Source organism: Aeromicrobium endophyticum (assembly GCF_003586285.1).
GTDB classification, from domain to species: Bacteria; Actinomycetota; Actinomycetes; order Propionibacteriales; family Nocardioidaceae; genus Aeromicrobium; species Aeromicrobium endophyticum.
In genome coordinates, this window is the sequence record NZ_QUBR01000001.1 from 1,359,688 (window position 1) to 1,372,946 (window position 13,259).

The 13,259-nt window shown below is 70.8% G+C and carries 10 protein-coding genes; 9 read left to right on the forward strand and 1 reads right to left on the reverse strand.

The annotated features are described in order from the left end of the window. Nucleotides 1-11: 11 nt before the first annotated feature. Nucleotides 12-587, reverse strand: a complete 576-nt coding sequence (locus tag DX116_RS06655; protein WP_119703352.1) for a PepSY domain-containing protein — start codon at nucleotides 585-587, stop codon at nucleotides 12-14. A gap of 168 nt (nucleotides 588-755) precedes the next feature. Here DX116_RS06655 and DX116_RS06660 point away from each other — a divergent pair, with 168 nt between their 5' ends. The 9 genes from DX116_RS06660 to DX116_RS06700 all read left to right on the forward strand — a co-directional run bounded on the left by DX116_RS06660 (nucleotide 756) and on the right by DX116_RS06700 (nucleotide 13,223). Then, nucleotides 756-1,364: a TetR/AcrR family transcriptional regulator gene (locus DX116_RS06660; RefSeq protein ID WP_233556587.1), complete on the forward strand. Its 609-nt coding sequence runs from the start codon at nucleotides 756-758 to the stop codon at nucleotides 1,362-1,364. Nucleotides 1,365-1,407: 43 nt separating this feature from the next. Then, complete coding sequence (locus DX116_RS06665; RefSeq protein ID WP_119703353.1) at nucleotides 1,408-2,199, forward strand: TIGR03084 family metal-binding protein; 792 nt, start codon at nucleotides 1,408-1,410, stop codon at nucleotides 2,197-2,199. After that, a complete protein-coding gene (locus DX116_RS06670) occupies nucleotides 2,196-4,034 on the forward strand; it encodes an acyclic terpene utilization AtuA family protein (protein WP_119703354.1) in 1,839 nt (612 codons plus the stop codon). The genes DX116_RS06665 and DX116_RS06670 overlap by 4 nt, the downstream gene beginning before the upstream one ends. Next, a complete protein-coding gene (locus tag DX116_RS06675) occupies nucleotides 4,031-5,170 on the forward strand; it encodes an acyl-CoA dehydrogenase family protein (protein WP_119703355.1) in 1,140 nt (379 codons plus the stop codon). The genes DX116_RS06670 and DX116_RS06675 overlap by 4 nt, the downstream gene beginning before the upstream one ends. Next, nucleotides 5,170-6,774 carry an acyl-CoA carboxylase subunit beta gene (locus DX116_RS06680; RefSeq protein ID WP_119703356.1) on the forward strand — a complete coding sequence of 535 codons (1,605 nt, stop codon included), beginning with the start codon at nucleotides 5,170-5,172 and terminating at the stop codon, nucleotides 6,772-6,774. The genes DX116_RS06675 and DX116_RS06680 overlap by 1 nt, the downstream gene beginning before the upstream one ends. Then, nucleotides 6,771-8,792, forward strand: coding sequence for an acetyl/propionyl/methylcrotonyl-CoA carboxylase subunit alpha (locus DX116_RS06685; RefSeq protein WP_233556588.1), 2,022 nt, complete (start codon nucleotides 6,771-6,773; stop codon nucleotides 8,790-8,792). The genes DX116_RS06680 and DX116_RS06685 overlap by 4 nt, the downstream gene beginning before the upstream one ends. Then, nucleotides 8,789-9,952, forward strand: coding sequence for an acyl-CoA dehydrogenase family protein (locus DX116_RS06690; protein WP_119703358.1), 1,164 nt, complete (start codon nucleotides 8,789-8,791; stop codon nucleotides 9,950-9,952). The genes DX116_RS06685 and DX116_RS06690 overlap by 4 nt, the downstream gene beginning before the upstream one ends. Before the next feature lie 31 nt (nucleotides 9,953-9,983). Next, complete coding sequence (locus DX116_RS06695) at nucleotides 9,984-10,730, forward strand: enoyl-CoA hydratase-related protein (protein ID WP_119703359.1); 747 nt, start codon at nucleotides 9,984-9,986, stop codon at nucleotides 10,728-10,730. A gap of 132 nt (nucleotides 10,731-10,862) precedes the next feature. Beyond that, nucleotides 10,863-13,223 (forward strand): Ig-like domain repeat protein, encoded by a 2,361-nt coding sequence (locus DX116_RS06700; protein WP_119703360.1) that lies wholly within the window; start codon nucleotides 10,863-10,865, stop codon nucleotides 13,221-13,223. Nucleotides 13,224-13,259 lie beyond the last annotated feature (36 nt).

The window sequence follows — 13,259 nt, forward strand, 5'->3', positions numbered from 1 at the left end:
GACGCCCTGTCTTAACGGTCGATCTTGGTGACCTTGAAGCCCTCGTCCAGCTCGACCGTGAGGTCCTGCCCGTCGGGCATGAGCACGTCGACCTCGTAGGCGTGGTCGGGGTCGTCGCTGCCGCTGGTCTCGGTGACCTTGCCGCCGCCGGCGGCCTTGAGAGCGGCCTCGCTGGCCTGGGTCAGCGTGTCTCCGGTGAGGGGCTGGTCGTCGGCGGAGCCTCCCGCGGACGGAGCGGCGCCGGTCGGGTCGGCCGGCGGCGTGGCCGACGGGGAGCCCGTGGCGAACGCGGAGGCCTTCGGCGGGCTGTTGGTGACCTTGAAGGAGTCGTCGAGCTCGACGTCGATGTCGGTGCCGTTGGGCAGGGTGACCTCGACCTGGTAGGCGTACGTGTCGTCGCCGTCGCCGCGCTCGGCGTCGGTGACGGCTCCACCGCCGACGTACTTCAGGGCGGCGGCCTCGGCCTTGTTGCGGTCGCCCGACGAGAGGGTCTCGTCGTCGCTGCCGCCGCAGGCGCCGAGAGTCAGGGCGAGGGCAGCGGTGAGGCCGACGGCGGCGAGACGGGGACGAAGCGAAGTCGTGCGCATGGTGTTCTCCTGGTGCTGTGGGGATCGTTCTCGATGACCTCAGAACACCGGGTCGAGGTGAGTGCCCCGTGAGACCGCGGTGAGGGCGTTCTTATCTTTGGCCGGTCACGGTCCGTCCACAAACAAGCAGGCTTGACTGTTTGTGTTGCGACGGTGCATGGTGGTCGGGTGACGACCGACACCGCTGCCCGATCGACACAGGGCGAGCGCACCCGCGCGATGCGCCTGCGGCTGATGGAGGCCACGGTCGACTCCCTGGTCGAGCTGGGGTGGGCCGGCACCACCACGACGGTGGTGAGCCGGCGCGCGGGCGTCAGCCGCGGTGCCCAGCTGCACCACTTCCCGAGCAAGCAGGCCCTGGTCGTCGCGGCCGTCGAGCACCTCACCGACCGGCGACGCGACGACATGCGACGCCATGCCGAGAGCCTGCCCGAGCACGACCGCATCCGAGGGGTGCTCGAGATCCTCGCCGCCCAGTTCGTGTCGCCGGTGTTCTTCGCGGCGCTCGAGCTGTGGGTGGCCGCGCGCACCGATGCCGACCTGCGCGAGTCGGTCGCACCCCTGGAGCGGCGCATCGGACGCGAGACGCACGCCTATGCCGTCGAGCTGCTCGACATCGACGAGAGCCGCGGAGACAACCGTCAGCTCGTGCAGGCGACGCTCGACCTCGTCCGCGGGCTCGGCCTCGCAGCCTCGCTCAGCGACGACGCCGCCCGCCGCTCGACCGTCCTCGACTCGTGGGCCGCGGTCCTCGAGCGCGAGCTGGACCAGTCATGAAGCACTCCGCCGTCATGACGCCGCTTCGTCCAAGGAGAGCCGCATGAGCACGCTCGACGACGTCCTGTCCGACCTCACGGCCGAGAGCATGCAGCTCGACCAGTGGGTCGCCGGCCTGGCCGAGCCCGCGTGGGCGACCGTCACGACCCCCGAGGGGTGGACCGTGACCGACCAGGTCGCCCACCTGCACTGGACCGATCTGGCATCGCTGACGGCGCTGAACGATCCGGAGGCCTTCGCCGAGATGCTGCGCGCAGCCGCCTCAGATCCCACGGGGTTCGTCGACGCCCAGTCGGCCGAGACGGCGCTGATCCCGCCCGGCGACCTGCTGCTGGAGTGGCGCGAGGGGCGGGTCGAGCTCGACGCCGCCCTGCGAGCGGTGCCCGAGGGCGAGAAGGTGCCGTGGTTCGGGCCGCCCATGAGCCCGACGTCGATGGCCACGGCGCGCATCATGGAGACCTGGGCGCACGGCCACGACATCGGCGAGGCGCTGGGTATCGCGATACCGCAGACCGTCCGGGCCAAGCACGTCTGCCACATCGGTGTGCGGGCCCGCGGCTACACGTACCTCGTGCACGACGAGCCCGACCCGGGGGTCGACGTCCGCGTCGAGCTCACCGGCCCGGACGGCGAGTCGTGGACCTGGGGCCCGGCCGATGCCGCCGAGCGCGTGACCGGCTCGGGGTACGACTTCGCCTTGCTCGCGACCCGGCGCCGTCACCTCGACGACGTCGACGTGACGGCCGAGGGGGAACACGCCGCCCACTGGCTCACGATCGTCCAGGCGTTCGCGGGCCTGCCGGGTGCCGATCCCGTCCGGCTGGCCGATCGATGAGCACGGACGCATCGACGGACGTCGTCCGCATCGGCAACTGCTCGGGCTACTACGGCGACCGGCTCTCGGCCATGCGCGAGATGCTCGAGGGCGGCGACCTCGACTACCTCACGGGCGACTACCTCGCCGAGCTGACGATGCTGATCCTCGGCCGAGACCGGATGAAGGACGAGTCGCTCGGCTACGCCAAGACGTTCGTCCGCCAGATGACCGAGTGCATGGCGCTGGCGAAGCAGCGCGGCGTGCGGATCGTGGCCAATGCCGGCGGGCTCAACCCGGCCGCGCTCGCCGCGAGGCTGCGCGAGATCGCCGCCGACCAGGGCCTCGACGTCGCGATCGCGCACGTCGAGGGCGACGACCTGAGCGGGCGGGCCGACGAGCTCGGCCTGAACGAGGGCACCGGTGGCAGGGCGCTGACGGCCAACGCCTACCTGGGAGCCTTCGGCATCGCGGCGGCGCTCTCGGCGGGCGCCGATGTCGTCGTGACCGGACGGGTCACCGACGCCTCGGTCGTGGTCGGTCCGGCCATCGCCCACTTCGGCTGGGGCCGCGACGATCTCGACCAGCTGGCGGGCGCGGTCGTGGCCGGTCACGTCATCGAGTGCGGCACCCAGGCGACGGGTGGCAACTTCTCCGGCTTCGCGAATGTCGATATGTCGACACCTCTCGGGTTCCCGGTCGCGGAGGTCGCCGCCGACGGGTCGGTCGTCATCACCAAGCACGAGGGCACGGGCGGTGCGGTCACGGTCGACACCGTCACGGCCCAGCTCGTGTACGAGATCCAGTCGCCGGTCTACCTCGGCCCCGACGTCTCGACGCGGCTCGACTCGATGTCGTTGCGGCAGCTCGGCCGTGACCGCGTGGCGATCTCGGGCGTCGTGGGCGAGCCGCCTCCGGCCACCACGAAGGTGTGCCTCAACGCGCTCGGCGGCTTCCGCAACTCCGTCGACTTCCTGCTGACGGGTCTGGACGTCCCGCAGAAGGCCACGCTCATCGAGCAGCAGCTGGAGGCCGCGTTCGCGGCGGGCGTCCGGCCGGAGTCGGTCGAGTGGCACCTCGACCGCACCGACTCGGCCGATCCCGACACCCAGGCGCGGGCGACGTCGCTGCTCAGGCTGCACGTGCGCAGCGCGACGCCCGAGCCGGTCGGTCGCGCCTTCAGCGATGCGGCGATCCAGCTGGCGCTCGCGTCGTACCCCGGCTTCAGCGTCTCGCGGCCGCCCGCGGCCGGCACCCCCTACGGCGTCTACCGCGCCGCCTACGTCGCGCAGCCCGAGGTGCCGCACGTCGTCGTCCACGCCGACGGCCGCCGCGAGGACATCCCCCCACCCCCCACCCCCGCGAGCCCCACCTCCGCGAGTGGTGCGGAGTGGACAGAACGAGACGGCGAGTCGGTCCGCTCCGCACCACTCGGGGACGGGAACGCACCACTCGCGCGGTCGGTGGGCGGGACGACACGAGTTCCGCTCGGACGTCTGGCGCACGCGCGGTCGGGCGACAAGGGCGGCGACGCCAACATCGGGGTCTGGGTCCCGGCCGACCACCCCGCCCGTGACGACGCCTACGCCTGGCTCGTCGGCCTGCTCGACGTCGCGACCGTCCGCGAGCTGCTGCCCGAGGCCGCGACGCTCGACGTCGAGGTGCATCCCCTGCCCAACCTGCGGGCCGTCAACGTCGTCGTGCACGGTCTGCTCGGCGAGGGCGTCGCATCGTCCACGCGGCTCGACCCCCAGGCCAAGGGTGTCGGCGAGTGGCTCCGCGCCCGCGTCGTCGACGTCCCGTCCGCCCTGCTCCCGACCCACCTGACCGATCCCGCACCGGAGGCACGACCGTGAACGTCTGGAACACCCCCGAACGCATCGCCCTGCGCGAGATGGTGACGTCGTTCACCGAGAAGGAGATCGCGCCGCACCTGCCGGCGTGGGAGGACGCCGGCCTGCTGCCGCGCGAGCTGCACCAGAAGGCGGCGGCCGCGGGCCTGCTGGGCATCGGGTTCGCCGAGGAGGTCGGCGGGTCCGGCGGCGACATCATCGACGCGACGATCATGACCGAGGCGGTGATGGCCGGGGGCGGCTCGACCGGCCTGCTCGCGAGCCTGTTCACGCACGGCATCGCGATCCCGCACATCGTGGACAGCAAGAACGCCGACCTCGTCGACCGCTACGTGCGGCCCACGCTGGCCGGCGAGACGATCGGATCGCTCGGCATCACCGAGCCCGGCGGCGGCTCGGACGTCTCGGGGCTGACGACGCGAGCCGTGCGAGACGGCGACGAGTACGTCGTCACCGGCGCGAAGACCTTCATCACCTCGGGCGTGCGATCGGACTTCGTGACCACCGCGGTGCGCACCGGCGGCAGCGGCTTCGGCGGCATCAGCCTGCTGGTGATCGACAAGGGGCTGCCGGGGTTCACGGTGTCGAAGCCGCTGCGCAAGATGGGCTGGCACTGCTCCGACACCGCCGAGCTCACGTTCGACGAGGTGCGGGTGCCGGCGGCCAACATCGTCGGCGAGGTCGACGGCGGCTTCGGGCTGATCGTCAACCAGTTCGTCAACGAGCGCCTCAGCCTGGCGACCCAGGCCTACGCGACGGCGCAGCGCTCGCTCGACCTCGCGATCGAGTACTCGAAGCAGCGGGAGACGTTCGGCAAGCCGCTCGTGACGCGTCAGGTGATCCGCCACAAGCTCGTCGAGATGCACAGCCGCACCGCCGCCGCCCGTGCCCTGACGCGCGAGGCCGTCGAGAAGGCCGCGGCAGGCGAGTCGCCGCTGCTGGAGGCCGTCGTGGCCAAGAACGTCTCGGTCGCCGCGTGCGAGTGGGTCGTGTCCGAGGCCGTCCAGATCTTCGGCGGCATGGGCTACATGCGCGAGTCCGAGGTCGAGCGCCACTACCGCGACGCCCGCATCCTCGGCATCGGCGGCGGCGCCACCGAGGTCATGACCGATCTGGCCGCCAAGCTGATGGGACTGTGATGAAGACCGCCGCCGACACCTCCTCGGAGAACTACCGCGCCAATCGCGAGCGGATGCTCGAGCGCATCGCCGACCTGGCCGAGCAGCACCGCCTGGCGGTGGGCGCGGGGGGCGAGCGCAACATCGAGCGCCACCACCGGCGCGGCAAGCTCACGGCGCGCGAGCGCATCGAGCTGCTGATCGACGCTGATTCACCGTTCCTCGAGCTGTCGCCGCTCGCGGCCTGGGGCACCGACTTCGCGGTGGGGGCCTCGGTCGTGACGGGCATCGGCGTCGTCGAGGGCGTCGAGGTGCTGGTCGTGGCCAACGACCCCACCGTCAAGGGCGGCTCGACCAATCCGAGCACGCTGCGCAAGGTGCAGCGAGCGGCGCAGATCGCCGAGGAGTGCGGGCTGCCGACCGTCAACCTGGTCGAGTCCGGTGGTGCCGACCTGCCGACGCAGAAGGACATCTTCATCCCCGGCGGTCGCTCGTTCCGCAACATCACCCGCGCCAGTGCCGACCGTCGTCCGACGGTGGCGCTCGTCTTCGGCAACTCGACGGCCGGCGGTGCCTACGTGCCGGGCATGAGCGACTACGTCGTGATGGTCAAGGAGGGAGCCAAGGTCTTCCTCGGCGGGCCGCCGCTGGTCAAGATGGCCACGGGCGAGGAGTCCGACGACGAGTCGCTCGGCGGGGCCGAGATGCACGCCCGCCAGTCGGGCCTGGCCGACTACCTCGCGGTGGACGAGCGCGACGCGATCCGCATCGGTCGCTCGATCGTCAAGAACCTCAACTGGCGCAAGCAGGGCACCACGCCCGAGCCCACCTACGCCGAGCCGGTGCACGATCCGGAGGAGCTGCTCGGCATCGTCCCGACCGATCTCAAGGTCCCGTTCGACCCGCGCGAGGTCATCCTGCGCATCGTCGACGGCACTCCCGACGGGTCGGCGCCGTTCGACGAGTTCAAGCCGCTCTACGGGACGTCGCTCGTCACGGGCTACGCCCGCCTGCACGGCCACCCCATCGGCATCCTCGCCAACGCGCAGGGCGTGCTGTTCAGCGAGGAGGCGCAGAAGGCGGCGCAGTTCATCCAGCTGGCCAACCAGATCGACACCCCGCTGCTGTTCCTGCACAACACGACGGGCTACATGGTCGGCGCCGAGTACGAGCAGGGCGGCATCATCAAGCACGGCGCCCAGATGATCAACGCAGTCAGCAACTCGACCGTCCCGCACCTGTCGGTCGTGATGGGCGCGTCGTACGGGGCCGGCCACTACGGCATGAGCGGACGCGCGTACGACCCGCGCTTCATGTTCAGCTGGCCCAACGCCAAGTCGGCCGTCATGGGCCCTGCGCAGCTCGCCGGCGTCATCTCGATCGTCGCCCGTGGGGCCGCCGAGGCCAAGGGCCAGCCGTACGACGAGGAGGGCGACGTCGCGATGCGCGCCTACATCGAGGAGCAGATCGAGAAGGAGTCGTTGGCGTACTTCACGTCCGGGATGCTCTACGACGACGGGGTCATCGACCCGCGCGACACCCGCACCATCCTCGGCATCTGCCTGAGCGCCATCAACACCCGCCCCGTCCAGGGCGCCGAGGGATATGGAGTGTTCCGCCTGTGAACGCCAGCAACCCGCAAGAAGTGGGCACCTTCGGCCAGTCCACGACGCCGGAACCAACAGCAACGACCCACATCTCATCGGTGCTGGTGGCCAATCGGGGGGAGATCGCTCGGCGGGTGTTCCGCACGTGCCGAGAGCTCGGCCTCTCGACCGTCGCGGTGTTCTCGGACGCCGACGAGTCCGCGCCCTTCGTGGGCGAGGCCGATGTCGCGGTCCGGCTTCCCGGCAGCGCGCCGAACGAGACTTACTTGCGGGGCGACCTCGTGATCGCGGCGGCGCTCAAGGCCGGTGCCGACGCCGTGCACCCCGGCTACGGCTTCCTGTCGGAGAACGCCCGGTTCGCGCGCGACGTCGAGGCGGCGGGGCTGACCTGGATCGGGCCGACACCTCAGGCCATCGATGCGATGGGCGACAAGATCCGCGCCAAGGAGCTGATGTTCGACGCTGGCGTCCCCCAGCTCGGACGACTCGAGCCCGGCGCGGTCACCTCTGCCGACCTGCCGGTACTGGTGAAGGCATCGGCGGGCGGGGGCGGTCGCGGCATGCGCGTCGTCCGGCAGCTCGACGAGCTCGAGCGCACGATCGAGCAGGCGTCCGCCGAAGCGGCGTCGGCGTTCGGCGACCCGACGGTCTTCGTCGAGCACTACCTCGAGGCCGCGCGGCACGTCGAGGTGCAGGTCATGGCCGACACCCGCGGCACGGTCTGGGTCGTCGGCGACCGCGACTGCTCGATCCAGCGGCGCCACCAGAAGGTCGTCGAGGAGGCCCCGGCCCCGGGGCTGTCCGACAGCGTCCGTGGCGTCCTGCACGACGCGGCCCGCGCGGCGGCCGAGGCCGTCGACTACGTCGGCGCGGGCACGGTCGAGTTCATGGTCGCGGGCGAGAAGGTGTTCTTCCTGGAGATGAACACCCGGCTGCAGGTCGAGCACCCCGTCACCGAGGCGGTCTTCGGGCTCGATCTCGTAGCGCTGCAGATCGCCGTGGCCGAGGGGCGGCCGCTGGTCGGCGACGTGCCCCAGCCGGCCGGTCACGCGGTCGAGGTGCGCCTCTACGCGGAGGACCCGGCCGACGACTGGCAGCCGCAGACCGGCACGCTGCGGACGTTCGACGTCCCCGTGGGCCCCGGCATACGGGTCGACTCCGGTGTCGAGGCCGGCTCGGCGGTCGGCATCCACTACGACGCCATGATCGCCAAGATCGTCGCTCACGGCCCCGACCGGTCGGCCGCCGTCCGACGCCTCGGCGGAGTGCTGCGCCGCTCGCGCATCCACGGCGTGACGACCAACCGGGAGTTCCTGCGCGCGATCCTCGCCGACGACGACTTCGCGGCGGCGCGGCTGCGCACGACGCTGCTCGACGACCGCCTCGAGGCCTGGACGGCGCCCCGCATGGACGAGGGGCAGGTGCGCAGGGCTGCGTCCGCGGCCGCGCTCGCCGAGGCGACCTCCGCCTCGACGGGCGCGACGGTGCTGGGCCGCATCCCGACGGCGTACCGCAACGTGCCGAGCCAGCCGCGCACGCGGACGTACGTCCTCTCGACCGGCGGGGCGGAGGTGACGATCCCCTACTCGGCCGGGCCTGTGCTGCACGACCTCGACGACGTCACCGTCGTCGAGGCGACCCCGACACGGGTCGTGCTCGACGTCGCGGGAGTCGTCGAGGCCTATGTGGTCTCGGTGGGCACCGGGAGCGTCGACGTCGACGGGCCGCACGGCGCGGTCGACCTCGTCGCCGTGCCGGTCTTCGTCGACCCGGCCGACGTGGTCGCCGAGGGGTCGCTGCTCGCGCCGATGCCCGCCGCCGTCGTCGAGGTGGCCGTCGTGGACGGTCAGGACGTCCGCACGGGCGATGTCGTCGTGGTGCTCGAGGCCATGAAGATGCAGCACACCATCACGGCGCCGACCGACGGCGTCGTCACCCAGCTCTCGGTCACGGCCGGCTCGCAGGTCGAGTCCGGCGCGGTCCTGGCCGTGATCGACGTTTCGACGGGCGAGAGCCCCCAAGGAGAGAAGCCATGACCATCGCCTTCACCGAGTCCGAGGAGCGCCAGGCGCTCCGCAGGTCCGTCGCAGCCCTCGGCGCCAAGTACGGTCGCGACTACTTCGAGCAGGCAGCCCGCGCCGGCAAGAAGACCACCGAGCTGTGGTCCGAGGCCGGCCGCAACGGCTTCCTCGGCGTCGCGATCCCCGAGGAGTACGGGGGAGGCGGCGGCGACATCGGCGACCTCGCGGCCGTCTGCGAAGAGCTCGCCGCGGCGGGAAGCCCCCTGCTGCTGATGGTCGTGTCGCCCGCGATCGTAGGCACGATCATCGCCCAGTACGGCAGCGACGAGCAGAAGCAGGCGCTGCTGCCGGGGCTGGCCGACGGGACGTCGACGTTCGCGTTCTCGATCACCGAGCCCGATGCCGGCTCCAACTCCCACAACATCATCACGACCGCGTTCCGCGAGGCGGACGGCTGGCGGCTCACCGGCACCAAGACGTACATCTCGGGGGTCGACGAGGCCAGCCACGTGCTGGTCGTGGCTCGCACCGAGGACGCGCGCAGCGGCAAGCTCAAGCCCGCGCTGTTCCTCGTCCCGACGGACTCCGAGGGCTTCACGTACCAGGAGATCGACATGGGCATCGTGTCGCCCGAGAAGCAGTTCACGCTGTTCTTCGACGACGTGCGCGTGCCGGCGGGCGCGCTGATCGGTGGCGAGGGGGCCGGCATCGAGCAGCTCTTCGCGGGGCTCAACCCCGAGCGCATCATGGCCGCGTCGTTTGCGCTGGGCACGGCACGGCTGGCGCTGGCCAAGGCGTCGGAGTACGCCAAGCAGCGCACGGTGTGGGACGCGCCGATCGGTGCGCACCAGGCGATCTCGCATCCGCTGGCGCAGACGCACATCGAGATCGAGATGGCGCGGCTCATGACGCAGAAGGCAGCGGCGCTCTACGCCGCAGGTGACGTGATGCGGGCGGCCGAGGCCGCCAACATGGCCAAGTACGCTGCCGGCGAGGCCGTCTGCAATGCGGTCGACCGCGCCATCCAGACCCACGGCGGCAACGGCCTGGCCAACGAGTACGGTCTCGTGCAGATGCTCGCCGGGTCGCGCCTGTCGCGCATCGCCCCGGTCAGTCGCGAGATGGCGCTCAACTTCGTCGCCCAGTTCAGCCTCGGACTGCCCAAGTCGTACTAGCCGGCCGCACCCACGCAGGAGGAACCCTGACATGACCGAGCTCGTCCACCTCGAGGTCGTCGACGACGTCGCGACCATCACGCTCGACAGCGAGCACAACCGCAACGCCCTCAGCCGGCAGCTGGTGTCGGAGCTCGCGGAGCACCTGGCCGCCGCCGACGTGGACGCCGCGACGCGAGCCGTGCTGGTGCGATCGGCCGGTCGGGTGTTCTGCTCGGGCGCCGATCTGTCCGAGGCCGCCAGCGGCGGCATGGTCGAGGGCGCGAAGGCGCTGATCGCGCTGCAGCGTCAGATCGCGACGCTGTCGAAGCCGGTCGTCGTCGAGCTCGGCGGGCCCGTGCGGGCCGGCGGCCTCGGCATCGTGGGTGCTGCCGACATCGTGCTGGCGGCCGAGTCGGTGACCTTCGCGCTGACCGAGGTGCGCCTGGCGCTCGCGCCCGCCGTGATCTCGGCGTCGCTGCTTCCGCGGCTGACCGATCGTGCGGCGGCCGACCTGTTCCTCACCGCGCGGACGTTCGACGCGCCCGAGGCGGTCGCCGTCGGTCTGGTCACGCGGTCCGTGGTCGATGTCGAGCTGCAGGCCGAGGTCGCCCGCTCCCTCGGCGACCTGCTCAAGGGACGTCCGCAGGGCCTCCGCGAGACCAAGCGGCTGCTCAACCACGATCTCGTCGCCCGCATCGACGCGCTGGGCGAGCAGCTCGCGACCCTGTCGGGCGAGCTGTTCGGCAGCGACGAGGCGCGTGAGGCGATGACGGCGTTCCTGCAGCGCAAGGGGTAGGGCGACCTCATCGACGGTTTGCCGATGTGATGGGTCGACCTAGTCATTCGTGATGGTCTTCGGACGTTCGGGGACGAAGGTCCCGTAACTGGCATTGACTGACAGCTCGTCATCCATCATCGGGAGTCCTGCATGTCGTCATCACCGTCCATCGTCGAGGCGAGGCGACCTCTCGCCCCGCGACTCGTCGTCGCGCTCCTCGCGGCCCTCGCCCTCGTCCTCGGGCCGTTGGCCTTCGTGCCGGCCTCCGCCGCGCCGGGGGATCCCGCCACCGTCAGCGGAACCGTCGCGCTCAGCGGTGACGAGGACCTCGTCAACATCCCCGTCACCCTCGAGCGGCGCGTCGATCGCGGCGGAGACATCGACTGGGAGTACGAGAACAGCGACTACTTCAACGGTGGCGGCTACGCGTTCGCCGACGTCGATCCCGGGACCTACCGGGTCAAGTCTGGTGGACCGTCGGCCGATGACGGCAGCACTCCGTACGCCGTGAAGGAGTCGGCGCCGTTTGACGTCGACGGCACCGACGTCACGGTGCCCGCGCTCGACCTGACGCTCGGCGGCTCCATCGGCGGCACGACCGCGCAGGACGGCGCTGGTGCGCTCGACGGCGTCCGCGTCATCGTGTCGCGCCTCGAGCTCGGCCGCTACCGGTACGAGCGCGAGGCGACGTCGGACTCCGACGGCAGCTACGTCGTGACCGGTCTGCGCGACGGCGAGTACCAGCTCGACTTCAGCAAGGACGACTTCCTTCACGAGTACTACGACGACATCCCGTTCGACCGGGAGGACTCCACGGGAGCGACCACCATCACCATCCTCAACGGCAACGTGGTCACCGCCAAGGACGCGGCCCTGACGCCCGCAGCGATCGTGTCGGGCGTGGTCACCGCCGACGGTGACCCCCTCGCCGGCGTCGCCGTCTCCGCCTACCGCAAGGTCGTCAGCGGCGGCGTCACCAGCTGGGAGTCCTCCCAGAGCTACGCCTTCACGGACGAGGACGGCAGCTACCGCATCAACACCCTGCCGGCCGGCTCGTACCGCATCGGTTTCAACGACGAGGGCACCACGTACGCGCCCGAGTTCTATGACGACCAGCCGTCCGTCTACTCCGCGACTGCCACCACGTTCACCGTGGAGCCCGGCGACACCGAGGTCGCGAACGCCGACCTGCAGCTGGGCGGCAGCATTGCCGGCACCGTGACCGGGCCCGACGCCAAGATCGTCGACGTCTGCGTCGAGGCCTACGGCCTGGTCGACGGCACGTACGACGAGAGCCGCCCGGAGCCCGACCTGGGCACCACCGACGAGAACGGCGACTACTCGCTCGAGGGTCTGACGCCCGGCACCTACAAGCTCAAGTTCTCCGACTGCGGCGGCAACGACCTGGTCTCCGAGTACTGGGACGACCAGAAGACGCTCGCCGATGCCGGCGGCGTCACGGTGACGGCCGGCGAGACCACCCCCGGCGTGGACGCGACGCTCGCCCCGAGCCCCACTACGGCTGACATCAAGGGTGTCGTCACGGACACGAGCGACAACGCCGAGCTCAGCGGCATCGCCGTCGAGGTCGAGCAGAAGTTCTCCTCCGACGACGGCGACACATGGGGCTTCGCCGGGAGCGACACGACCGACAGCAACGGCGCCTACGACGTCGAGGTCGACGACGAAGGCACCTACCGCGTGACGTTCACGGACCAGAGCGGACTTCACTTCTCGGAGTTCAACGGCAACGTGACCGTGGCGAGCGGCGAGGCTGCACCGGCCATCGACATCGACTTCGGTGACGTCAAGACGGTCAACGCCGCGTTGGCGCCTTCCGTGGCCATCACCGGCACGCTCACGCGACCGATCGGCTGCGTCGAGCCCGTGGCCTATGCCGTCGATGACGCCGACCAGTCCGACCCGTACTTCGGTGAAGCGAACTACGAGGCTGCCACCTACCTGATCGGCGAGCTGCCGACCGGCGAGTACAAGGTCCGCTTCGACTGCGGTCCGCAGTCCGGAGGGGCCGCGTTCTCTCGCGCCGCCGCAGCAGCCGTCACTGCTGCCGGGCCCCAGAACTGGTACCTCGGCAAGACCTCGTTCGCCGACGCGAACACGGTCGTGGGGACGGCGGGGACGGCGACCCCGCTCCAGCCGGTCACGGTCGCGCCGGTGGCGCAGCCGCCCGTGGTGACCCCGCCGGTCGTCGGTCCGCCGGCGCCGTCGGCTCCCGCCAAGGTCAAGCCGTCGATCAAGGTGTCGGCCAAGGCCGGCAAGAAGTCGGCGACGCTGACGGTCACGGTCAAGGCGTCGGGTGTCTCTCCGTCGGGCAAGGTCACGATCAAGCTGGGCGGCAAGAAGCTCAAGACCGTGACGCTCAAGCGGGGCAAGGCCACGATCAAGCTCAAGAAGCTGAAGAAGGGCAAGAAGGCCTTCACGATCGTCTACTCGGGTGACTCGCGGGTCCTCGCCAAGACCGTCAAGAGCAAGAAGATCTCGATCAAGTAGATCGGCTCGTCGCAGGGCCCACGACCGTCACGGTCG

Coding starts and splice junctions, on each gene's coding strand:
- DX116_RS06695 (WP_119703359.1), top strand. CDS start 9,984: ATGACCGAGCTCGTCCACCTCGAGGTCGTCGACGACGTCGCGACCATC.
- DX116_RS06665 (WP_119703353.1), top strand. CDS start 1,408: ATGAGCACGCTCGACGACGTCCTGTCCGACCTCACGGCCGAGAGCATG.
- DX116_RS06655 (WP_119703352.1), bottom strand. CDS start 587: ATGCGCACGACTTCGCTTCGTCCCCGTCTCGCCGCCGTCGGCCTCACC.
- DX116_RS06690 (WP_119703358.1), top strand. CDS start 8,789: ATGACCATCGCCTTCACCGAGTCCGAGGAGCGCCAGGCGCTCCGCAGG.
- DX116_RS06680 (WP_119703356.1), top strand. CDS start 5,170: ATGAAGACCGCCGCCGACACCTCCTCGGAGAACTACCGCGCCAATCGC.
- DX116_RS06670 (WP_119703354.1), top strand. CDS start 2,196: ATGAGCACGGACGCATCGACGGACGTCGTCCGCATCGGCAACTGCTCG.
- DX116_RS06700 (WP_119703360.1), top strand. CDS start 10,863: ATGTCGTCATCACCGTCCATCGTCGAGGCGAGGCGACCTCTCGCCCCG.